This window comes from Streptomyces sp. NPDC001157 (assembly GCF_053598255.1).
In genome coordinates this window covers 101121-122065 of record NZ_JBSFJW010000013.1, presented here as the reverse complement: position 1 = coordinate 122065, position 20945 = coordinate 101121, and the positions used below count along the sequence as shown (strand labels likewise).

Below are 20945 nucleotides of genomic sequence, written 5' to 3'. Positions count from 1 at the left end.
CGACGGCATGACGACAAACCACCGCATTGCCCTGATCCCCGGCGACGGCATAGGCGCCGAGGTACTGCCCCCAGCACAGCAGGTCCTTGACGTTCTCGGCCACCGCCACGGCTTCAGCCTGTCCTACACGTCGTACGACTGGTCGTGCGAGCGGTACCTGCGGGAGGGCGCCATGATGCCCACCGACGGGCTCGACCAGCTGCGCGACAAGGACGCGATTCTGCTGGGCGCCGTGGGATACCCGGGAGTGCCCGACCACGTCTCGCTGTGGGGACTGCTGATCCCGATTCGGCGCAGCTTCCGCCAGTACGTCAACCTCCGGCCCGTCCGTGTCTTCGAAGGCATCGACAGTCCGGTGCGCGGTGCACGTCCGGGCGAGGTCGACATCGTCATCGTCCGGGAGAACGCCGAGGGCGAGTACAGCGAGATCGGCGGACGACTGAACCAGGGCACGTCCGAGGAACTGGCCGTCCAGGAAGCGGTGTTCACCCGCGCCGGGGTCACCCGGATCGCCGACTACGCGTTCTCGCTCGCCGCCCGCCGCCGAGGAAGGCTCACCTCCGCCACCAAGTCCAACGGCATCATCCACACCATGCCGTTCTGGGACGAGCTGATCGCCGAACGGGCCGCCGGGCACCCCGACGTCACCTGGGGCCAGGAACACATCGACGCGCTGGCGGCCAAGTTCGTCCTCGACCCCGCCCGCTTCGACGTCGTCGTCGCCTCCAACCTCTTCGGCGACATCCTGAGCGACCTCGCGGCCGCGGTCGCCGGATCCATCGGCATCGCCCCATCGGCCAACCTCAACCCCGAGCGGGACTTTCCCTCGATGTTCGAGCCGGTGCACGGTTCCGCGCCCGACATCGCGGGCCAGGGCATCGCCAACCCGCTGGGCGCGATTTGGTCCGCGGCCCTGATGCTCGACCACCTCGGCCATGCCGCCGCGACCAAGGACATCACGGATGCGATCGCGTCGATCCTGGCCAAGAGCGATACCCGTACCCGTGACCTGGGCGGAACCGCGACCACCGCCGAGTTCACCGACAAGCTGGTCGAGCTCCTCTGAGTCAGTCCGCTTCCGCGGCGAGCGGCGGAGACGACTCCGCCCGCCGCTCGCCGGGCACTCCGGCGGCTGCGCCTCTTTCCGATCCGCGCCCTACCGGCACCCGTAGCAGGGGTCGTTCGAACGGTGCAGGGCGCTCTGTGGTATCGGCAATGTCGACTGCCCGGCCTCGTGGTGGGGTCCCCGCCTGCTTCCAGGCGGGGTCGGGGGGCCTGATCTTCATCGACGTTCTTCAGAGCGACGCCGGGTGTGCGCGCCGATCCTCGCCGACGGCGTGAACTCATCGGCCGGGGGTCATGCGCCAGGAGCAGGCGCCTGGCCCGCGTCCAGGACCAGTACCGCGACATGCAGGGACGTGCGCTGCAGGCCGGATTCCAGGTCGCAGCCGAGGAGACGTTCGATGGTGTGCAGGCGCTGGTAGTACGCCTGCCGGGACATGCCCGCGTGTTTCGCCGCGACCGACTTGTTTCCGGCCGCCGCGAGATACGCGCGCAGTGCCGGGAGCAGATCGCCGTTGTTGCGGTCGTCGTGCTCTATGAGGCGGGTCAGTTGCCGTTCCGCGTACCGCTGAAGACGCGTGTCCGCCCGCAGGACGCCCAGCAGGTCAGGCAACTGGACGTCGGCGGGTACGTAGAACCACCGCTCCGGGGAGGCCGCGGTGATGGCTTCGGCGGTCTGCTCCGCCTCCTGCCACGACCGGGCGATCCCGCCGAGGTCGGTCACCCCGGGGCCGACTGCGACGACCGCCCGCGGTCCGAGCTCTTCCCGGGTCAGCCGGCCGATCCGCTCGGCGACCGGCTGCCAGGCGCTCGCCTGTGCCAGTGCCATGAGGACGCCGATCCGGCCCGGGGCCGTCTCGCCGACCAGGGCGCGCACGCCCGTGTGCGTCAGCGCCTTCGCGATCCGTTCGTCGAGGTGCTCATCCTCGGCGCTGGTGCACGGGTGGCGGATGACCAGCGCGAAGAGCCGGTGTCCGGAGGTGGGCAGTCCCAGTGCCTCGGTGCGGGCACGCGCGTCGGCGGGGGAGCGGAAACGCCGTTCGTACAGGTCTCGCAGTACGGTGCGGTGGGCCCGGCGCTCCCACCAGGCATGCCCCGCCAGGCGCGCCATTGTCAGCGCGACCGCCGCGCTTTCCAGCACGAGGATGTGTTCGGGGTCGGGCTCGGCGTTGAGCCGGCCCTCCAGCAGGACAAGCCGCCCCCAGGGCCCGTGGTGGTCCTGCACCGGTGCGATCAGCCACCCCTCCGGGCCGCTCGGCGTGATTCTCTCCGGTGTCGGTGCGGCCCGTGAGCGCCGCGACCAGGCCGAGACCACCGGTTCGTACGGCCGACCGAGCAGCTCGCACATGAGGACCCGGTGGGTGAGGTCCTCCAGTACCACGGGGGCTCCGGTGAGCTCCGCCGTGGTGTGCACCAGTTCCTCGGGGTCCGCGCCCCGCAATGTCAGGGCGGTGAAGATATTCTGGATGTCCCTGCCGCGCCGCAGCAGGGCCCCCTGGGCGTCGAGGATGAGCGCGTGCACCGTCTGCGTGACGTCGATGAACCGGACGCCACGGGCCAGCTCGACCAGCGGCACGTCGCGAGCGCGGCAGGCCGCCACCAGCTCGTGGGGCACCTTCTGGTACCGGTAACCGAGTTCCACGATCAGACCGGCCGCGCCGACGTCCGCGAGCTGGTCGACGTAGCCGCGCAGCTTGGAGGCGTCCTCGGGATGCGGCATGCCGGTCGTCAGTATCAGCTCGCCGCCCTCCAGGAAGTCCGCGGGGTTGAGGAGCTCGGTGACGTGCACCCAGCGCACCGCGATGTCCAGCCGTGACTCCCCGGCCAGCACGCGCGGCATCCCTTCGGCGAGCACGGGCAGGAGCAGTACCTCCCTCAGAGTGGGGAAGTGCCCGGTTGCGGTGTGTCTGGGCGGCATAGGGGGTCTTTCTTCTGAAGGAATCCGGCTCACCATGGCACCGGCCACTCATCGTGACAAGAGGCGGCCCGTCATTCGGGCAGTCCGGTCGTCCGGCGTGACAGACCGTCTTGAGAAGGCCCCAGGCCGGAACACAGTGTGGGTTGACCTGCAGGTTCCGCCGGGCGGAAAGTGAACGCCATCCCCGGCAGGATCCGAACTGCAAAGGTCCGCACGGTATCCGCAGCGTGCTGGGGCCCGACTGCCACCCAGACCACACCATCGAGAGGAGCGACCTCATGCGCATCCCGAAGCGCGTCGCCGTGATCGGTGCCGGCAGCATGGGCAGCCAGGCCATGTGGCGGCTGGCCGCCCGCGGAGCCGAGGTCATCGGCTACGACCGGTACGCACCGGGTCACGACCGCGGCGCGGCCGGGGGCGAGAGCCGCATCTACCGGGCCGTCCACCTCGGGGAGCCCGCGTACATTCCTCTGCTGCGGCTGGCGGACCGGATGTGGGAGCAGCTCCAGGCGGAGACCGGCCGGTCGCTGCGACGCCGCAGCGGCAGCCTGGTGATGGGGGAGGCCTCCTCGCCGTCCATGAGCCTCCTCCTCTCCACCAGCACCGCCCAGGGACTGGATCACGAGGTCCTGGAGAGGGAGGAACTTGCCCGCCGCTACCCGCAGCACCGGCTCCCGGACGGACACATCGCCGTCCTGGACCGGTTGGGCGCCGTCATCAGGCCGGAGGCGTCCATCCAGGCCGCCGCCGGCCGTGCCGAGTACCTGGGCGCCCGGCTGCACCGCTACACCACGGTGCGCGAGCTGGTCCCCGTGGCGGGCGGCGGGGTGCGGGTCGTCACCGACCAGGGCACGGACCACGTGGACGTCGCCGTGGTGACCGTGGGCCCCTGGATCAACACCTTGCTCCCAGACCTTCCCCAAGCCGTCGACGTACGGCGGGTGGTCTGCTCCTGGCACCTGCCCACCCGTCACGACTGGTTCGCGGGCGGTGCTCCTCCGTTCGTGCGCGCCGTACCGCACGACTGCTTCGGAATCCCGTCGCCCGACGGTATCTCCGTCAAGCTCGGTCTCTCCTTCAAGTACCACGCGCCGGTGCCCGAGCCCGAACGGCTCGACCGCACGGTCCGCCCCGAGGAACTGGGCACCTTCCGCGAGCTCATCGATGAACTCATGCCCGACCTGAACCCCGACCCCATCAGGATGTCGGCCTACATGGAGGGCTACACGCAGTCCGGAAACCCGCTCGTCGGTCATCTTCCCGGCGAGGACGACATCATCGTCATGGCCGGGTTCTCCGGCAGCGGCTTCAAGATCTCGCCCGCGATGGGAGAGATCGCCGCGGACCTGGCGCTCGACGGCACCACCCGGCACCCGGTCGGCTTCCTCGCTCCGGCGGGTGTCGGCGCCGCCTGATCGCCGGCGATCGTCCACCGCATCGCCCCGCACAGCGACAGGCCTGTCGCGAGCATGTCAAGCCATCCGTGTCGGCCATGACCGGTTACCCACGCACAAGAGACTGGAGTACTTCCATGCGTCCCATCCCCTCGTTCCAATTCCGCCCGAAGTACGTCTCGTTCGACTGCTACGGCACGTTGATCGAGTGGCCGATGACCCCCATCACCCGTGAACTCGTCGGTGACCAGATCCCGGCCGAGCACTGGGACCAGTTCGTCAAGGAGTTCCGCGGCTACCGCTACGACTCGATCCTCGACGCGTTCCGCCCCTACGAGCAGACGCTGCAGGACGCGTTCGAGCGGGTCTGCCGCAAGTGGGGCGTGAAGGCCGCCCCGGACGCCGGCAAGCGGTTGGCCGACGGCGTGCGCAGCTGGGGCCCGCACGCGGACGTGCCGGAACCGCTGAAGAAGATGGGCGAGCACTACAAGCTGGTGATCCTCTCCAACGCCGAGGACTCCTTCCTCGCGGAGAGCGTGCCCCGGCTCGGCGCGGACTTCCACGCGGTCTTCACCGCGGAGCAGGCCGGCTACTACAAGCCACGCTACGCGGCGTTCGAGTACATGCTCGACCAGCTCGACGCGTCCCCCGAGGACTTCGTGCACGTCTCCTCGCACACCCGCTACGACCTGCTGCCGATGCACGACATGGGTTTCCGCAACCTCGTCCTCCTGGACCGCGGCTACGACCCGGTCACCCACGGCTACGACTACGTGACCGTCAAGTCCCTCGACGAGCTCAACCAGATGCTGGGCATCTGACGCGCCACGACGCCGTCCCACCCCCCACCGACCCACACATCGTCCCCCCGCGTCACGGGCTCCCCGTATCCCCCGCATCACAGCCCCCGTGTCCCTCGCATCATCGGCTCCCCGTATCCCCGCGTTCCCCAGGAGGCACCGCCATGGAAAACAACCGGACAGGCCGCAGAAACGTACGCCGCACCGCAGGCGCCGTGGCTGCCGCCATGCAGGTCAACAGGCAGTTGAGCATCCCGATCGTCACGACCGCCCTGGCCCTCGCGCTCGCCGCGTGCGGGGCGGGCGCCACCGGGCAGAACGTGGGGGCGAAGAGCACGGCACAGGGCGGAGGATCCGGCCCGTCCGCCGAGCACACCGACGACATCTCGGTCGGTGTGAAACCCGACCAGAACGCGGTGAAGCTGCTGCCCGCGGCGGTGAAGGCCAAGGGCACGCTCTCGGTGCCCATGGACCTGTCGTACCCGCCCACCACGTTCATGGCGTCGGACAACAAGACCCCGATCGGATTCAACCCGGACATGGCCCGGCTGATCGCCGCCGAGCTCGGCCTGAAGCTCCAGATCAACAACGTCAAGTTCGACACCATCATCACCGGACTCCAGGCCAACCGGTACGACTTCACCGCCTCCACCATGGGCGCCACGACGGACCGGCTGAAGGCGCTCGACATGGTCGACTACTTCAAGGCCGGGACCGGAGTGTCCGTCCCCTACGGCAACCCGCAGAAACTGGGCACCCACACGCTGTGCGGGCATCACGTCGGTGTCACGTCCGGCAGCACCCAGGAGCTGCAATGGCTGCCCCAGCTGTCGAAGCAGGACTGTACGAGCAAGGGCAAGCCGGCCATCAAGGCCGTGACCCTGCCCAGCGTGAACGACGCTCTCACCCAGCTGGTCTCCAAGCGGATCGACGCGGTGATGTACGACTTCGTCGCGCTCGAGTGGGCGGCCACGCAGCAGCCCAAGACGTTCGACGTCCTCAAGCCCCTGGTGACCACCAAGCCCGTGACCGTCGCCCTGAAGAAGGACTCCCCGCTGACCCCCGCGGTGCAGGCCGCCCTCCAGGCGATCATCGACAGCCCCAAGTACGCCCAGGCGCTGGGCCGCTGGGGGCTCCAGGATCTGGGGATCAAGACCGCGGCCACGGCCGTCCCGCAGGACTGAGACGCCGATGGACGTGATCGAGACCACGACGACCAGGAGCGGACCGGTGCCACAGCTACGGGCCGAAGAGAAGAAGCGGATCACGCCGAAACGTCCGCGCGACTATGTCGCCTGGGCCGTCGCCATCGCGATCGTCGCCGGTCTGGTGTGGACCGCGGTGACGAACGAGAACTATCGCTGGCCCGTGGTGTTCAGCTACTTCACCACACAGACCATCCTCAACGGCCTGCTGGTCACGCTGCTCCTGACCGCGGCGAGCATGGGTCTGGGCACGCTGCTGGGGCTGGTGCTTGCGGTGATGCGCATGTCGCAGCAGCGGCCCGTCTCCGGGCTGGCCCAGCTCTACATCACCTTCTTCCGCGGCACCCCGGTGCTCGTGCAGCTGGTCTTCTGGTTCAACATCGCGGCGCTGTACCCGAACCTCTCGATCGGCGTCCCGTTCACCGGCATCTCCACGCCGGTGAACGTGAACGCGATCATGACGCCGATGACCGCGGCCATCGTGGGACTGACGCTCAACCAGGCCGCCTACATGTCCGAGATCATCCGCGGCGGGTTCGCCTCGGTCAGCCGCGGACAGCACGAGGCCGCGGAGTCCCTGGGCATGTCGGGGTTCACCAAGCTCCGCCACGTGATCATCCCGCAGACCATGCCCGCGATCATCCCCGCCACCGGCAACCAGGTGATCGGCATGCTCAAGGAGACCTCACTGGTGAGCGTGCTCGGCGTCGCCGACCTGCTGCAGAGCGCACAAGCGATCTACGCCCGCACCTACCAGACGATCCCGCTGCTGATCGTGGCCAGCCTCTGGTACCTGATCATGACGCTGGTGCTGAGCGTGCCCCAGTCCATGATCGAGCGCCGTTTCTCCCGCTCCACCCGGGCACGGCTGACCCCGGCCGCCACCTCGGCCGAGCCCGGGGCCGGTCAACTCGTTCCCACCACGAGGGAGTCGCTGCTGTGAACCCGGACGGAACGATCGTCGCACGCAAGCTGTGCAAGAGCTTCGGACGTCACCAGGTCCTGCGTGACATCGACCTGACCGTCGCGGCCGGGGAGATCTCCTGCATCATCGGACCGAGCGGCTCGGGCAAATCAACCCTGCTGCGGTGCATCAACGGGCTGGAGACCGTCGACCGCGGAGTCCTCAAGGTCAACGGAGAGGACTTCGGCTACGTCGAGAAGGACGACGCCTACCACGCCGTACGCCCCAAGCGGCTGGCCGAACAGCGCGCCCGTATCGGCATGGTGTTCCAGCAGTTCAACCTCTTCCCCAACATGACCGCCGAGAGCAACGTCATGTCCGGACCGGTCCTGGTGCAGAAGAAGGACCGCGCCTCCTGCCGGGAACGGGCACAGGAACTGCTGGCCAGGGTCGGCCTGGAGGGGTGCGGCCACAAGTACCCCGCCCAGCTCTCCGGCGGCCAGCAGCAGCGTGTGGCCATCGCCCGCGCACTCGCCATGGAACCCACCATCATGCTGTTCGACGAACCCACCAGCGCACTGGACCCCGAGCGCGTGGGCGAAGTACTCGCCGTCATGCGCGACCTCGCCGGCAACGGAATGACCATGCTGCTCGTCACCCACGAGATGGCCTTCGCCCGCGAGGTGGCCGACGAAGTGCTCTTCATGGACGAAGGCATCGCAGTCGAACGCGGCGACGCACGCGAAGTGCTGGCCAACCCTCGCGAGAAACGAACCCAGGCCTTCCTCGAAAGGGTGCTGTAGAAGCGGCTGGTCACGCGGAAGCGGCCTTGCCGCGGCAAGCGTGGAGAAGTCGCCGGCCGACCGGGGGTGACGCAATGTCCGCCCCTGCCCGTCCGCGTCTTCAACACCTCCAGTTCGACGTCGAACTGACCGTCACCGTCGTCAGCGCCCCTCATCGCCTCCGTCCGCAAGCTCGGTGGCAACAGGACCGTCAGCACGTCCTGCCCGCAGCACCCCCACCCCAGCCTTCCCGCCGGCCCGGGCCGCGCAGGCGCTGGCAGCGCGACCGGCCGGTCCCCGGGGTGGTGCCCGGCCGCCCCCCACTTCGAAACTCCCCGCTAAGGACCCGACATGAAGACGATTCCCTACTGGATAGAAACCGCCGGGGCGTTTCCCGACCGATCCGGCAAGCCGCTGACCGAGGACACCGACCTGGTGGTCATCGGCGCCGGCCTGACGGGTCTGTCCACGGCCCTGCACTCCGCGCGCAAAGGCGCCCGCGTCACCCTCGTCGAGAAGGGCCAGATCGGCTCCGGTGCCTCCGCCCGCAATGGCGGCATGGCCAACCTCGGCTTCACCATCGGCGTGGGCCAGGCCATCCGCCGGTACGGACTCGAACGGGCCCGCGAGATCTACAACTCCTACGGCGAGGCCGTGGACACCGTCGAGCGGCTCGTGAACGAGGAGTCCATCGACTGCCAGTTCCGTCGCGTTGGACGCCTGGGCGTCGCGTCCCGCCCCGCCCACTTCGAGAGCAAGAAGGCCCAACAGCGCGACCTGGCCAAGCACTTCGGACACGAGACCACTCTGATCGGCAAGGCCGAGCTGCGGTCCGAGATCGGATCCGACGTCTACCACGGCGGCCTGCTCGACCCGTTCAGCGCCGCTCTGCACGTCGGCCGCTTCGTGCGTGGTATGGCCGGGGCGTGCGAGCGCACCGGTGTCGAGATCCACGAGCGCAACGCGGCCATCGGCGTACGGCGCACCGCCGCCGGACGGTTCGAGGTCAGCACCGAGCGCGGTGTCATCCGTGCCGGGCAGGTCATGATGGCCACCGACGCCTACACGGACAAGAACTTCCCGTGGCTGCGCCGCCAGCAGGTCTGCGTGGGCAGTTTCATCATCGTCACCGAGCCGCTCGGCGAGGAGCTGGCCCGGGACATCATCCCCAAGGCCCGCCTCATCGTCGACTCCAACAAGGTCTGCCACTACTTCCGGCTCACCCCGGACAACCGTCTGCTGTTCGGCGGCCGCGCCCGCTTCGCACCGTCCGACCCGACCTCGGACAAGAAGAGTGGGGCCGTCCTGTTCCGTGAGATGTGCGGGATCTTCCCCCAGCTCTCCCGCACAAAGATCGAGTACGTGTGGGGTGGCTCCGTCGGCTTCGCCATGGACCGCATCGTGCACGCCGGGCAGACCGAGGACGGCGTCTACTACTCCATGGGATACGCCGGCCACGGCGTGCAGATGGCCACCCACATGGGGCAGGTCATGGCCGAGGTGATGGACGGCCACCCCGAGGTCAGCCCCGTCCGCGACCTCGCCCCGCCTCGCATCCCCCTCTACAACGGCACCGCGTGGTTCCTGCCCTTCGCGGGCGCCTACTACAAGACGCTCGACCGCATCCGCTGACCGGTCGGCAGCCTCTCTGCACCCACAAGGAGACACCCACCATGACTGTCGTCCGTGATGTTCCCAAGCAGCTGTTCATCGGCGGAGATTGGCAGGACGCGGAGTCCGGCCGGACCCTGTCCGTCGACAACCCGGCCACCGGCGAGGAACTGTGCCAGGTCGCCGACGGCTCACCCGGCGACGGCCGACGTGCCGTCGAGGCGGCGGTCGCCGCGCAGGCCGCCTGGGCCGCCACTCCGCCGCGCGTGCGCAGCGAGATCCTGCGTCGCGCCTACGACCTCATCATCGCGCGTACCGAGGAACTCGCGTTGCTGATGACCTTGGAGATGGGCAAGCCGCTGGCCGAAGCGCGTGCCGAGGTCGCCTACGGTGCGGAGTTCTTCCGCTGGTTCTCCGAGGAAGCCGTGCGTATCGACGGCGGCATGATGACCGCCCCCGACGGCAGGAACCGACTGCTGGTCACCCGTCAGCCCGTCGGCCCCTGCCTGCTCATCACCCCCTGGAACTTCCCCCTGGCGATGGGCACCCGCAAGATCGGCCCCGCCATCGCCGCCGGCTGCACCATCGTTTTCAAACCCGCCCCCCAGACCCCCCTGACCAGCCTCGCACTGGCTCAGATCCTCACGGAAGCGGGTCTGCCGGCCGGTGTGCTGAACATCGTCACCACCACCGACGCCGCCGGCGTCGTCGAACCCCTCGTTCGCGGCGGGAAGATCCGCAAGCTCTCCTTCACCGGCTCCACCCAGGTCGGCCGGATCCTGCTGGCTCAATGCGCCGACACCGTCATCCGCACCTCCATGGAACTGGGCGGCAACGCCCCCCTCATCGTCTTCGACGACGCCGACCTCGACGTGGCCGTCGAGGGCACCATGGTCGCCAAGATGCGCAACATGGGCGAGTCCTGCTGCGCGGCCAACCGCATCTTCGTCCACACCTCCGTCGCCGAGGAGTTCTCCTCCCGCCTCGCCGCCCGCATGGCCGCCCTCACCGTCGGGCCCGGCACCGAAACCGGCACCGACGTCGGCCCCCTCATCGACGCCGCCGGCCGCAGCAAGGCCCACGACCTGGTGCGGGACGCCGTCAAGCGCGGTGCCACCGTCCTGACCGGCGGTGAACTCCCCGAAGGGCCGGGCTGCTTCTACCCGCCCACCGTCCTCACCGGCATCGCCCCCGACTCCGCGATCATCGACACCGAGATCTTCGGCCCCGTCGCCGCGATCCGCACCTTCGAGACCGATGACGAGGCCGTCGCCGCCGCCAACGACACCGAATTCGGTCTGGCGGCCTACCTGTTCACCCAGAACCTCGACCGAGCCCTGCGCGTCGCCGAACGCCTCGAAAGCGGCATGATCGGCCTCAACACCGGACTGGTCTCCAACCCCGCCGCGCCCTTCGGCGGCGTCAAGCAGTCCGGCCTGGGCCGCGAAGGCGGACGCGTCGGCATCGACGAGTTCCTGGAGTACAAGTACCTGGCCGTCCCCGTCGGAGCCTGACATGCGCGACCGACTCGTCGTCCTCTACCGCGGCAACCGGCCTCCCGCGACCGCACACATCGAAAGCCTCGCGGACACCGTCTACGCCACCGAGGAGGAACTGCCCTACCTCCTGCCCGGCGCCGACGTCCTCCTGGCCTGGGTGACCATCACCCCGGCCATCCGGGAGGCGTGGCCCGACGACCCGCAGAAGGCGCCCCGCTGGGTCCACGCGTCCTCCGCGGGCGTGGACTCCTTCCTGTTCCCCGCCCTGGTGGACGAGCCGCGCGTCGCCCTGACCAACGCCCGCGGGGTCTACGAGCAGCCGACCGCCGAGTACGTCCTGGGCCTGATCCTCGCCCTCGCCAAGGACTTCCCCGGCACCTGGGAGCACCAGCGGCGCCGCGAGTGGCGTCCGCGCCCCAGTGACGGCATCACCGGACGCACCGTGCTGGTCTGGGGCACGGGGCCGATCGGCCGGGCCATCGCCCGGCTGCTGCGCGCCGTCGGGATGCGGGTGAGCGGCGCCGGCCGCAAGGCCCGCACGGACGACCCCGACTTCGGCACGGTCCACGGTGCGACGACCCTGCGCTCCGCCCTGACGGATGCGGACTACGTCGTCCTGGCCGCCCCCCTCACCCAGGACACCCGGGGCATGGTGGACGCCCCCGTGCTCGCCGCCATGAAGCCGGGAGCGCGGCTGATCAACGTAGGCCGTGGCGGACTCGTCGACGAGGAGGCGCTGGTCGACCACCTCGCCGCCGGACGGCTCGCCGGCGCAGCCCTGGACGTGTTCGCACAGGAACCGCTGCCTGCCGAATCTCCCCTGTGGAACATGCCCGGCGTGATGATCTCCCCACACACGGCGGGCGAGACCACCAGCGAGCGGGAGGCGCTCATCGAGGTGTTCCTCGACAACTTCACACGGCACATCGAGGGCCGGCCGCTGCGCAACGTGGTGGACAAGCGGCGCGGATACGTGGTCGACGACACGCACCCCGCCTGAAGACGAGTTGCACGCGCACCGGCCGGTGACTCCTACCGGCCGGTGCGTGCAATTCGCCTTTCCCGCAAAATGGCCTTGAGGACGCGTTCAAGGCGGACCATCGATGCACAAGCCCCAGCCCACACCGCACCCCACACCCTGGAAAGAGCGAAAAGAGTGGTCGCCGGCAGTGGGGGTCCCCTGGGACTTCCGGCCGCGTCAACGGACACGAGCGTGAAATAACCGAAATGCCATTTGCGCAGGTCAGCGACACACAATCGCCCAACGCTGCAGGCCACGGGTCTCACTGGTCTCTTCCGGGACAACTGATCACAGCGGCTCCTGCGTCTCGCGTTCTAATGATCTACGTCGTGCCCGACTGACTAACCGCCGCGCCCAGGACGAGCGCCTCGCTCAACAAGTCGCACGCGGCAGGGCTCCAACGGGACAACCCGAAGCAGGCGGCAACTCTTCGTTAGGGATAGAAGGCATCTGACAAGCAGAGGCATGTCCTCGCCAGAACGCGTGACCGGCACCTCCGCTGGGGAGAACCTGGGGAGGATGAGCAGCCCTGGGGAGCGCGTGGGGAGAATCGACTACATAACGCGGCGTGCCCCTGAAAGACGAGGAAAGAGCCGTCCGTGCAGGTCACAGGCGACTGGATTCGTATCGTCCCAGGTCAGCCCGACCAGGTAGACAACTTCAAGCGGATCTCGTCGTGGGCGGCGATTCTCTTTGCTCCGACGTTCGTTGGAACCATTTACGGCATGAACTTCTCCCACATGCCCGAGCTGCACTGGGGCCTCGGATACCCCTTCGCGATCGGCTTGATGGGCGTTATCTGCGTGAGTTTGTACCTTATTTTCAAGCGTCGGGGCTGGCTATAGGAACGCCCCGGCCTCCACCCACGAAAGCGGGGGCTTCCCCGGCCTGAACCAGGTGGGCGACGGCAAGGAGTGCGCACAGCTCTTCACCGACAAGATGGGTACCGGCACCGGCTTCGGGCTGCTCGCCGACACCCGGGCCGCGAAGAACGGCCCGACGTGGAAGGAGAAGTGCGGCCGGGCCGCCATCCCGAATACGCAGAACGAGACCGCCTTCAAGAAGCTCCAGCCCACCGTGTGGCGTCTGCTGGATGACGACGGCTTCTTCGTCAGCAACCCCGGCTTCGAGCACTGCGGGAACGACAACACCACCTGCGCCTGGCGCAAGGTCGGCTGACAGATCCTGGAACCCGGTGCGGGGAGCGGCAGTTGCCGCTCCCCGCACTGACGGGCTTCATCCGGCGTATGGCTGCCGACCGGGCACATCGCTCACCGGCCCCCACACCAGGGCTCCGTCCGCCAGCCCCGGCTTCTGCTTCCCCGCCAAGGCCGGTGCCTCCAGGGCGTCGGCCATCTCCTCCAGGTGGACCGACAGCGACGCGAACTCCTCCCGGTGCTCCCCGTACCGCGAGGTGTAGCCCACGACGCCGGTCCTGGCATCGAGGTACAGGACGAAGGCGCGGTCGTGCACGCCGGACGAGCAGAACGGAATCCACGGGCCCTGCCACACATCGTCATCGCCCAGGCTCATCCGGCCGACGTGGTACGTGGCAACAGCAGCCAGGTCCGTCAGTGCCCAGTTACGGAACAGGAAACCCGCGCCACGCGCGTCATGGACACCTGCATGCAGGCACCACAGTGCCTGCAGTTCCGCCGGAAGCCGGGTGCCCAGTGCGTCTTCGAGCGCGGCGAGTTCCTGGCCGGACGCACCCGGCCGCAGGGCCTCGTACGAGGCAGGGGCGTGGATGCGCAGCCAGGTCTCGATCCGCACCCAGGCATCCGTGGAACTCCACCCGATCCGCCGGTTGCCGTCCCACGGATCAGTGGCCGGCGGGTGCGGGACTGTGCGTGGTGCAGGTCCGGCTCTTTCCGTCCGGCTGCGTTCCGCACGCCCATGCGGTCTGGCGGGGTCCCAGTTCGGCCATCGGGGAGTACACGTCGTTGCCCCAGTGCACCGGTGCGGCCTCCGTGGTGCCGCTGGAGTTGTCCACGTCGACGACCGCCTTGGGCTTGGCGTAGGTGATCCGCCCCCATGCCGCGCCGCATTGGCTGCTGTACCGGAGTTCGATCACCATGTCCTGGTTGCGGATCAGGGTGAGCGTCTGTCCGTCCCTTACGCACCCCATGGTCATCGGGTCCTTGCCCGAGCAGCCCGCGCGGGTACAGCCGACCGGCCCGTTGTGCGCGGCGGCGGGGGACGTGGAGGCACGAAGGCCCGCGGTGTGCGAGCCGTCCTGCGCGTTGTCCGCGGAGTACCGGACGATCGCGACAGCGGCCGCCGCCACCGCGACACAGGCCGCGGCCACCACCGCGACCAGGCGGCCGCGTCCCGGGCGCCGGGCGGAACCCGTGCCGCCGACGGAGGCCCCGCCGTCAGCGGCGGTGTCCGCCGGTTCGTGCATGTCCCGCTCGGCCGGGGCGGGTTCGGGCGTGACCTGCCGCGGCCGATCGGGTCCGGGGGTGGCCGGTTCCGGGTCCGGCGCGCCCGGCGGGGCGACCTTGGGATCCTCGTTCTCCGGGGCTGTCGGCTCCCCCTCGGACACGGCAGGCGGCTGTTCGGCCGGCTCTGCGCCGGCGCCCCGGAGCAGTTCGGCCTGCTCCCACAGGTGGAGGAGCGGCGCGGCGTCCGTGCCCGCGACGCGGGCGAAGCTCTCCACGGCGCCGCGGGGCGGGAACTGCTTGCCGTTGGCCCAGCGTTCCCAGGACGACTTCGAGTAATGGGTGAGCGCGCTGATCCGGGCATAGCTGAGCCCCGACCGCTTTTTCAGCGCAAGCAGTTCCGCGTGCAGCCTGGCATCGGCGTCAGGCCCTGGTCCGACTGCGGGGAGATCTCTGTCGCTCACTGTGAGCCCGTTCGCTGATGGAACACCAGCCCGAGCCGAAGACACAGTGACACAGCGACACACCGGCGCACCGCCGGCCCCCGTAATTGACTGCCCCCCGCCTCAGGCCCGGTGCTCCGGTCCTGAAAGTCGAACGGAAGCATACAGTCGCCGTAGCAGGCCTTACGAGGGCACGCACCGCAGCGGTGGTGTCAACCGCGCCACTCGCAAGGCCCGGACGGCTCGGCTACTCGAAGTAGACGTGAGCGATCAGGCTGTGCCAGGTGTACCGTCCCACGACGCCGTCGGCGCCGCCCGCAACCGCGTGCTGGAGCTGATAGTTCACGACCGCGTTGTAGGTCTTGGGCCCGAAGTCACCGTCGACGAAGCCCGGTTGGTCGGCGTCCGCGACCGCTCCCACCTCGACCAGCTCTTCCTGCAGCTCCTGCACGCACACTCCGGTCGATCCCCGGGCGAGCACCACCGTGGGGATGTCCCAGCCCAGGTAGTGCTCCGAGCCGTACTTGTTCTTGCACGTCTGGAGTGTGCCGTCCCAGCCGGCCTGGGCCGGGGTCGCGCCCCCGGCAGCCAGTGCCGCCGCGGCGGCGAGCACCGCGACGCCCGAGCCGACGCGCCGGCCTGCCACCTGCCTGCTCGTTCCGGTCATCGCCGCTCAGTCCTTAGTCAGAGCGACGAGCAGCTGCCAGGTCTGCGGGCCGACGATGCCGTCCACCTGAAGATGGTGGGCACTCTGGAACTGGCGCACGTAGGAGTCGGTCTTGGGGCCGAACCGGCCGTCGACGAATCCGGGGCCGTCGGCGGGGTCGAGCCCGATGGTGGAGCCGAGGTCGAACTGGATCTCCTTCACGCACACTCCCCTCGAACCCTGGGAGAAGTTCGCGGCGGGGATGGTCCAGACGCCGTTCGGCGAGGTGCGGGTGCCGACGGAGTCCAGGCAGGAGTCGAGGTAGTCGCCGGCATGGGCGGTGGGCGCAAAGAGCAGCAGCGCGCCGGCCGCGGACAGCACGAGCGAGAGGGTGGACAGGACCTTGAGAGGCCGGATTGCGGTCATGGTGAAGGGGATTCCTCTTCCGTGAGTCGTGGTGAGACCGGGCCGTCCCGTCGGGGCGGCCCGGGGCGGAGCAGGGGTCAGCAGTGCCAGTCCGCCTTGGTGTCCCAGTCGCTCCAGATGTCCAGCTGCCGCCATGTCTTCGGGCCGACGATGCCGTCCTGGTCGAGGTCGAAGCAGCCCTGGAACTTGATGACCATGCTGCGGGTCTGCTTGCCGAAGATCCCGTCCTCGGCGAGGTTCGCGCCCTTCACGCTGCGGTTCAGTGCGCACTGGACGGCCTTGACGGCGTCGCCGGTGCTGCCGTAGCTCACCTGGGGCTCGTCGAGGGTGTAGCTGCCGCAGTAGTTGCCCCAGGAGAGGGCGGAGGAGCTGGTCGCGGTGGCGACGCCGATGCCGAGGCCGAGGCCGGAGGCCAGCAGCAGGCTGGTGGCGGCGAGCTTCACACGCATGGTTGTTTCCTTCGTGGACGGATCGATGGGGTGGGTGGCCGTGGCCTTCGGCTCCTGGGCCGTTCGACGCGCGGCCGCGGGGCCTGTACGGCCCGTGGGTGGTCCGGTCCCCGGTGGCGGGTGTTCCGCCACCGGGGACCGGGAGGAGAATCAGGAGCCGGCGGGAGAGATGATGGCGTAGGCGCCGCGCGCGGCCGGGTTGAAGTGGCGGCGCTCCACCTGGTCGTGGGAGTTGCCCTCGATGGTGTCGACGGTTCCGTCCGCGTTGGCCTTCTCGATGAGGCCGACGTGCACGCTGGTGTTGGTGTTCTGCGGACCGCTGCCGAAGACGATGGCGTCACCGGGCTGGGGGTCGCTCAGCCCGCTGTGCAGCGTGCCGTGGTCGCGTCCGTAGTAGTAGAAGTCCCCGCTGAACGCGGTGTGGAAGTCGACACCGGCCTGCCGCCAGGCCCAACTGGCGAACAGGGCGCACCAGGCTTCGCAGGGGCCGTACGGGTTGCAGTTGTTGCCCCACTCGTGGACACCGAGCTGCGAACGCGCGGCCTGGAGGATCTTGTCACGGGCGCTGCCGGACAGCGGGGGGACGCTGGGCGTGCCGCCGCTCTCGCCGCCGGAGGTGCCACCGCCGGTCTCGCGGGCGATGCCCATGGACGCCATGGTCTGCGGGCCGGCGATGCCGTCGACCTCCAGGCCGTGCGCGCTCTGGTAGCTCTTCACCGCGCTGAGGGTGTTGGAGCCGTAGTCGCCGTCGGCCGTCGTACCCGCCTTGCCCTGGACCTGCTTCACCTTCGCGGTGAGCGCGGAGTTGGTCTGCGGGCCGGCGATGCCGTCGACCTCCAGACCGTTGTCGCTCTGGAAGGAGACGACCGCGTCCTTGGTGGCCGGACCGTAGATGCCGTCCACGCCACCGGCGCCCAGGTAGCCGAGGCCGACCAGGTTGCGCTGCAGCAGCTTGGTGTCGTTGCTGGTGCCGGTGCCGCTGGAGGTGACGCGGTCGATGTTCATCGCGCCCATGGTCTGCGGGCCGGCGATGCCGTCGACGTCCAGGCCGTGCGCGCTCTGGTAGCTCTTCACCGCGCTGAGGGTGTTGGAGCCGTAGTCGCCGTCGGCCGTCGTACCCGCCTTGCTCTGGACCTGCTTCACCTTCGCGGTGAGCGCGGTCATGGTGGCGGGACCGGCGTCACCGTCCACGGCCAGGCCGTTGTCGCGCTGGAAGTGGCGCACCGAGTCGGTGGTCTGGGGGCCGTAGACGCCGTCGACACCGCTGAGCGGGGCGTAGCTGAGGCCGGCGAGGTCCCGCTGGAGCAGGCGCACGTCGGCAGCGTGGGCCTGGGACACCGCCGGGCCGAAAAACAGGCCGACCAATATCACGGCGAGGGCGAGTGTCACCGAGGTGACACGGGCGCCGACCGCACGCGTGGGCATGCGGAGGGTCGTTGTAGACACGTGGATTCTCTCCCAGTTGTCCCGGGGCATGCCCAGGAGGGATGGATGGAGTGGCGTGGGGGGGCTGGCCGGCGACGACCATCCTTGATCACGACGCCACCGTCCCTCCACCGTTGGCGGCAGAATGGGACGCTCTGGGACGTCCCACGCCGCTGACCTGCGGCTCAGCGATCACGTGGGACGGAGCCGTTGGCGGCAGGACGGGACGCCCCGGGGCGTCGCACGCCGCTGACCTGCGGCTCGGCGATCACGTGGGACGGACGTCGGCAGCGCTCGGAGCGGCAGCGGCGAAGACGACACGGGGTCCGACGAGTTGTCCCTCGGTGCCGGTGTCGGCCGCAGGTGTGAGGACGAGGCCGCTCGGGCTCAGTCGGGCAACAGGAAACGAGCCCGGCGTGCCGGAACACGCAGGGCCGCAGGCGGTTTGGCCGGCCCCGCAGGAGGAGCCCGATACTGCCCGGGATGCGCCGGCGGTCACATCATGTGACCGACAAGTGGTACCGCCGAGCCGCCGAATTCACAGTCGACGCCAGTCGCATGACGGCTGTCCGTGAGGAGAATCCGGGAGTACGAGCCGCTCTGGGGAGCGCCCGGGGAGAGTGTGCCGCGTAACGCGGCACGATTCTGAAACGCCCTGAAAGGCTGGGAGATCCCTTCCTCCCGGCCACGCCGACCGCCGTACCCGTGGCACCCGACCACCTGTACGGCATCGCTCCGTCCCTGCGGGCCGAACTGGCCTTCCTGCTGGGCGACATGCGGCCAGGATCACTTCAGATACCACTTCTGGTTGGACGTCCCGCCGCAGTCCCACAGCTGGAGCGGGGTGCCGTTGCCGGTGCCCTGGTCCTTGGCGTCCACGCATTTGCCGATCACGGTGTTGACCAGGTCGTGGGAGCTGTTGAGGGTGAAGCGCTGGGCCCAGCCACCGTTGCAGGTCGCCAGTCGGATGGCCGCGCCGTTCGACTTCGAGGAGCCGGCGATGCCCAGGCACAGGCCCATGGAGCGGACGCTGCCGTCGGACTTGAAGACCCACTTCTGCCAGGCGTCGCCGTCGCACCCCCACAGGCGCAGCGGGGAGCCCACCGTGCCGGCATGGGCGCTCACCTCGATGCACTTCGAGGAGCCGTAGCCGACGATCGCGTTCCCGGCCGCGGTGGCCGTACCGCCGCCGGAGGCGGTCGCCTTGCCCGTCGCCGCGCTGCCCTTGCCGGCGGCGGTGTGGGCGGCCTGGGTGTCGGAGGTGGTCCTGCCGGGGTGGGCCTTGCCGCTCTCCGCAGGCGAACTCCCTGCTGGGTCCACCCCGTTGGCCTTGCCGGGCTGCGCCTTTTTCGTGCCGTGTGCGGGACGGCCGCCGGCCGAGACGGACGGGGAGCCGGTGGGCTCCGCCGAGCCACCCGAGGCAAGCTGAGGAACGGCGCCGTCGCCCACGGCCGCGGCCTGCGGACCGGGGTCGTCGTGGCTCGGCAGCGCCATGAAGGCGACGCCGCCGAGGCCCAGGACGAGCAGTGCGCCGGCGGCCACCACGGCCCCGGCGACCCGCGCCCCGCGCTCCGGCTGGACCTCTGCTGCCCCGCCCTCGCCGCGGGCCCCGGCTTCGTCCGCTTTCGCCTCCCGCGGCCGGAACAGGCCGCGGCCCTCGGCGGTACGGGGCTCGGCCGCGCCGTCGGACGGGGCGGCGGGGGCGGTGGCGGCGTCCGGTGCCGATGCACCGTCGAACACGGTCGCGGGCGCCGCCGGTCCGCGGTCGGCGGCAGCCGGGGCCGGTGCGGACACGGGCGTGCGTTCGGGCGTGGGCGTCGGGGCGGGTGCGCTCTCGTGGTCCGGCGAGGACACGTACCCGGCATCGGGCGTGTTGCCGGCCTCGCCTGCGGCCCCCTGCTCTGCCCCGGAATCGGTCTCCGACCCGGCACCGGACGCGGTCCCGCCCTCGCTGTCGGTCTCCCGCAGCCACGGCAGCGGACGCTCCCAGACCGCCCGCTCCTCCCGCGTCTGCTGTTGCCCTGTCGTGTGCTCCATGTCCGCCCACCCGTCTCCGTGCCCGATGTTGCCCGGCGGGCGACTCTAGAGTCCCGGGAGCGGGCGCCCGCCGGTCGCGAACGGTTCTGCCCAGCCGGGCCGGAAACCCTTCCCCTCCGGGCGGAATTTCCAGGACAACGGACCGCGAGCCCGCCGGAACACGCGTCACCGCAGACACCGCGACCGTCTACAGCGTCCCCGCGCGCAGCGCGAAGGCCACCGCGTGGGTGCGGTTGCGCAGGCCCAGGCGGTTCATCATGGTGCTGACGATGCTTTTGATGGTGCGCTCGGAGTAGTTCAGCTTCTCGGCGATCTCCGTCGTCTCCAGGCCCTCGGCCAGCAGCCGCAGTACGTCGACCTCGCGGGTCTCCAGACCGGACGCGGTCAGCCCCCGCGGCCCCAGTACGTCGCGCTGGACCGCCCGTATGTGGTCGACGAGCCGGCCCTGCACGGGGAGCGGCAACGCGGCCCCGCCGTCGGCCACCGCCCGGACCGCCTCCACGACCTGGTCGTACGTCGCGATCTGACGCCACATCACCCCGCGCAGGCCATGGCGCATCGCCCGCATCAGATGAGCGTCGCCGATGTGCGACGTGACCAGCACGATCCCCATCCCGGGGTTGACGCAGCGGCCGACCACCGACTCCATGAGCAGCAGGGTCTCCTCGCTGACGTCCGGCGTGATCATGAGTGTCACGTCCGCGTGCGGGTGCTCCTCCTGGGGCAGCACCTTCAGCCCCGGGTACCTGTGCAGGCTCCAGACGGCCCCCTCGCCGGTGATCGGTTCAGCGGCGAGGACCGCGATCGAGATTGTCCTCAACGTCCTTGCTCTCCTTCCGGGTTCGCTTCCGGGGAGGAGTGTCACCGCACCGTCTTGACGCCGACTTGGCGTGCGCTTGCAGAGTCTGCCCCTGTGGCCAGGCTTCGCTGTCCGCGGGGGCG

General features: G+C 69.7%; 19 protein-coding genes and 1 pseudogene. 11 read left to right on the top strand and 9 right to left on the bottom strand.

What is annotated here, in order from left to right:
• Nucleotides 1-7 precede the first annotated feature (7 nt).
• Nucleotides 8-1066 (top strand): tartrate dehydrogenase, encoded by a 1059-nt coding sequence (locus ACWDAG_RS23610; RefSeq protein ID WP_450697531.1) that lies wholly within the window; start codon nucleotides 8-10, stop codon nucleotides 1064-1066.
• A gap of 291 nt (nucleotides 1067-1357) precedes the next feature.
• Here the strand turns inward: ACWDAG_RS23610 and ACWDAG_RS23605 are convergent, their stop codons facing one another.
• Complete coding sequence (locus tag ACWDAG_RS23605) at nucleotides 1358-2980, bottom strand: PucR family transcriptional regulator (RefSeq protein ID WP_450697530.1); 1623 nt, start codon at nucleotides 2978-2980, stop codon at nucleotides 1358-1360.
• A gap of 278 nt (nucleotides 2981-3258) precedes the next feature.
• Between ACWDAG_RS23605 and solA the strand changes: the two genes are divergently transcribed.
• The 10 genes and pseudogenes from solA to ACWDAG_RS23555 all read left to right on the top strand — a co-directional run bounded on the left by solA (nucleotide 3259) and on the right by ACWDAG_RS23555 (nucleotide 13375).
• Entirely contained in the window at nucleotides 3259-4395 is a 1137-nt protein-coding gene (gene solA, locus ACWDAG_RS23600) for an N-methyl-L-tryptophan oxidase (RefSeq protein ID WP_450697529.1), read from the top strand.
• Between the two features lie 116 nt (nucleotides 4396-4511).
• Nucleotides 4512-5195 carry a haloacid dehalogenase type II gene (locus ACWDAG_RS23595; RefSeq protein ID WP_450697528.1) on the top strand — a complete coding sequence of 228 codons (684 nt, stop codon included), beginning with the start codon at nucleotides 4512-4514 and terminating at the stop codon, nucleotides 5193-5195.
• A gap of 143 nt (nucleotides 5196-5338) precedes the next feature.
• Nucleotides 5339-6358, top strand: coding sequence for an ABC transporter substrate-binding protein (locus ACWDAG_RS23590; RefSeq protein ID WP_450697527.1), 1020 nt, complete (start codon nucleotides 5339-5341; stop codon nucleotides 6356-6358).
• A gap of 7 nt (nucleotides 6359-6365) precedes the next feature.
• A complete protein-coding gene (locus ACWDAG_RS23585) occupies nucleotides 6366-7322 on the top strand; it encodes an amino acid ABC transporter permease (RefSeq protein ID WP_450697526.1) in 957 nt (318 codons plus the stop codon).
• Nucleotides 7319-8086, top strand: a complete 768-nt coding sequence (locus ACWDAG_RS23580; protein WP_450697525.1) for an amino acid ABC transporter ATP-binding protein — start codon at nucleotides 7319-7321, stop codon at nucleotides 8084-8086. Before ACWDAG_RS23585 ends, ACWDAG_RS23580 begins: the two co-directional genes overlap by 4 nt.
• 330 nt (nucleotides 8087-8416) lie before the next feature.
• Nucleotides 8417-9697 (top strand): NAD(P)/FAD-dependent oxidoreductase, encoded by a 1281-nt coding sequence (locus tag ACWDAG_RS23575; RefSeq protein ID WP_450697524.1) that lies wholly within the window; start codon nucleotides 8417-8419, stop codon nucleotides 9695-9697.
• A 41-nt stretch (nucleotides 9698-9738) separates the two neighbouring features.
• Nucleotides 9739-11190 carry an NAD-dependent succinate-semialdehyde dehydrogenase gene (locus ACWDAG_RS23570; protein ID WP_450697523.1) on the top strand — a complete coding sequence of 484 codons (1452 nt, stop codon included), beginning with the start codon at nucleotides 9739-9741 and terminating at the stop codon, nucleotides 11188-11190.
• A gap of 1 nt (nucleotide 11191) precedes the next feature.
• Nucleotides 11192-12175: a D-2-hydroxyacid dehydrogenase gene (locus ACWDAG_RS23565; RefSeq protein ID WP_450697522.1), complete on the top strand. Its 984-nt coding sequence runs from the start codon at nucleotides 11192-11194 to the stop codon at nucleotides 12173-12175.
• A gap of 683 nt (nucleotides 12176-12858) precedes the next feature.
• Nucleotides 12859-13041, top strand: a pseudogene (locus ACWDAG_RS23560) (CorA family divalent cation transporter); the annotation flags it as partial.
• A 52-nt stretch (nucleotides 13042-13093) separates the two neighbouring features.
• Nucleotides 13094-13375, top strand: coding sequence for a hypothetical protein (locus tag ACWDAG_RS23555; protein WP_450697521.1), 282 nt, complete (start codon nucleotides 13094-13096; stop codon nucleotides 13373-13375).
• A gap of 57 nt (nucleotides 13376-13432) precedes the next feature.
• Here the strand turns inward: ACWDAG_RS23555 and ACWDAG_RS23550 are convergent, their stop codons facing one another.
• From ACWDAG_RS23550 to ACWDAG_RS23515, 8 genes are all read right to left on the bottom strand, one after another.
• A complete protein-coding gene (locus ACWDAG_RS23550; RefSeq protein WP_450697520.1) occupies nucleotides 13433-13969 on the bottom strand; it encodes an SMI1/KNR4 family protein in 537 nt (178 codons plus the stop codon).
• Nucleotides 13970-14018: 49 nt separating this feature from the next.
• Nucleotides 14019-15041, bottom strand: coding sequence for a DUF2690 domain-containing protein (locus tag ACWDAG_RS23545; protein WP_450697519.1), 1023 nt, complete (start codon nucleotides 15039-15041; stop codon nucleotides 14019-14021).
• Nucleotides 15042-15267: 226 nt separating this feature from the next.
• Nucleotides 15268-15687: a peptidoglycan-binding domain-containing protein gene (locus tag ACWDAG_RS23540; RefSeq protein WP_450697518.1), complete on the bottom strand. Its 420-nt coding sequence runs from the start codon at nucleotides 15685-15687 to the stop codon at nucleotides 15268-15270.
• A 6-nt stretch (nucleotides 15688-15693) separates the two neighbouring features.
• A complete protein-coding gene (locus ACWDAG_RS23535) occupies nucleotides 15694-16092 on the bottom strand; it encodes a peptidoglycan-binding domain-containing protein (protein ID WP_450697517.1) in 399 nt (132 codons plus the stop codon).
• Between the two features lie 77 nt (nucleotides 16093-16169).
• A complete protein-coding gene (locus ACWDAG_RS23530) occupies nucleotides 16170-16541 on the bottom strand; it encodes a peptidoglycan-binding domain-containing protein (protein ID WP_450697516.1) in 372 nt (123 codons plus the stop codon).
• A gap of 150 nt (nucleotides 16542-16691) precedes the next feature.
• The gene (locus ACWDAG_RS23525; RefSeq protein ID WP_450697515.1) at nucleotides 16692-17966 is read right to left on the bottom strand and encodes a peptidoglycan-binding protein; all 1275 of its coding nucleotides are present in this window, start codon (nucleotides 17964-17966) and stop codon (nucleotides 16692-16694) included.
• A 786-nt stretch (nucleotides 17967-18752) separates the two neighbouring features.
• Nucleotides 18753-20003 carry a ricin-type beta-trefoil lectin domain protein gene (locus ACWDAG_RS23520; protein ID WP_450697514.1) on the bottom strand — a complete coding sequence of 417 codons (1251 nt, stop codon included), beginning with the start codon at nucleotides 20001-20003 and terminating at the stop codon, nucleotides 18753-18755.
• Nucleotides 20004-20190: 187 nt separating this feature from the next.
• Nucleotides 20191-20823, bottom strand: a complete 633-nt coding sequence (locus ACWDAG_RS23515; RefSeq protein WP_450697513.1) for a response regulator transcription factor — start codon at nucleotides 20821-20823, stop codon at nucleotides 20191-20193.
• Nucleotides 20824-20945: the final 122 nt, after the last annotated feature.

What these genes read in the sequence shown, in the direction of transcription:
- ACWDAG_RS23610 (WP_450697531.1), top strand. Translation starts at nt 8, where the DNA reads ATGACGACAAACCACCGCATTGCCCTGATCCCCGGCGACGGCATAGGC.
- ACWDAG_RS23605 (WP_450697530.1), bottom strand. Translation starts at nt 2,980, where the DNA reads ATGCCGCCCAGACACACCGCAACCGGGCACTTCCCCACTCTGAGGGAG.
- solA (WP_450697529.1), top strand. Translation starts at nt 3,259, where the DNA reads ATGCGCATCCCGAAGCGCGTCGCCGTGATCGGTGCCGGCAGCATGGGC.
- ACWDAG_RS23595 (WP_450697528.1), top strand. Translation starts at nt 4,512, where the DNA reads ATGCGTCCCATCCCCTCGTTCCAATTCCGCCCGAAGTACGTCTCGTTC.
- ACWDAG_RS23590 (WP_450697527.1), top strand. Translation starts at nt 5,339, where the DNA reads ATGGAAAACAACCGGACAGGCCGCAGAAACGTACGCCGCACCGCAGGC.
- ACWDAG_RS23585 (WP_450697526.1), top strand. Translation starts at nt 6,366, where the DNA reads ATGGACGTGATCGAGACCACGACGACCAGGAGCGGACCGGTGCCACAG.
- ACWDAG_RS23575 (WP_450697524.1), top strand. Translation starts at nt 8,417, where the DNA reads ATGAAGACGATTCCCTACTGGATAGAAACCGCCGGGGCGTTTCCCGAC.
- ACWDAG_RS23570 (WP_450697523.1), top strand. Translation starts at nt 9,739, where the DNA reads ATGACTGTCGTCCGTGATGTTCCCAAGCAGCTGTTCATCGGCGGAGAT.
- ACWDAG_RS23565 (WP_450697522.1), top strand. Translation starts at nt 11,192, where the DNA reads ATGCGCGACCGACTCGTCGTCCTCTACCGCGGCAACCGGCCTCCCGCG.
- ACWDAG_RS23540 (WP_450697518.1), bottom strand. Translation starts at nt 15,687, where the DNA reads ATGACCGGAACGAGCAGGCAGGTGGCAGGCCGGCGCGTCGGCTCGGGC.
- ACWDAG_RS23535 (WP_450697517.1), bottom strand. Translation starts at nt 16,092, where the DNA reads ATGACCGCAATCCGGCCTCTCAAGGTCCTGTCCACCCTCTCGCTCGTG.
- ACWDAG_RS23530 (WP_450697516.1), bottom strand. Translation starts at nt 16,541, where the DNA reads ATGCGTGTGAAGCTCGCCGCCACCAGCCTGCTGCTGGCCTCCGGCCTC.
- ACWDAG_RS23525 (WP_450697515.1), bottom strand. Translation starts at nt 17,966, where the DNA reads ATGCCCACGCGTGCGGTCGGCGCCCGTGTCACCTCGGTGACACTCGCC.
- ACWDAG_RS23520 (WP_450697514.1), bottom strand. Translation starts at nt 20,003, where the DNA reads ATGGAGCACACGACAGGGCAACAGCAGACGCGGGAGGAGCGGGCGGTC.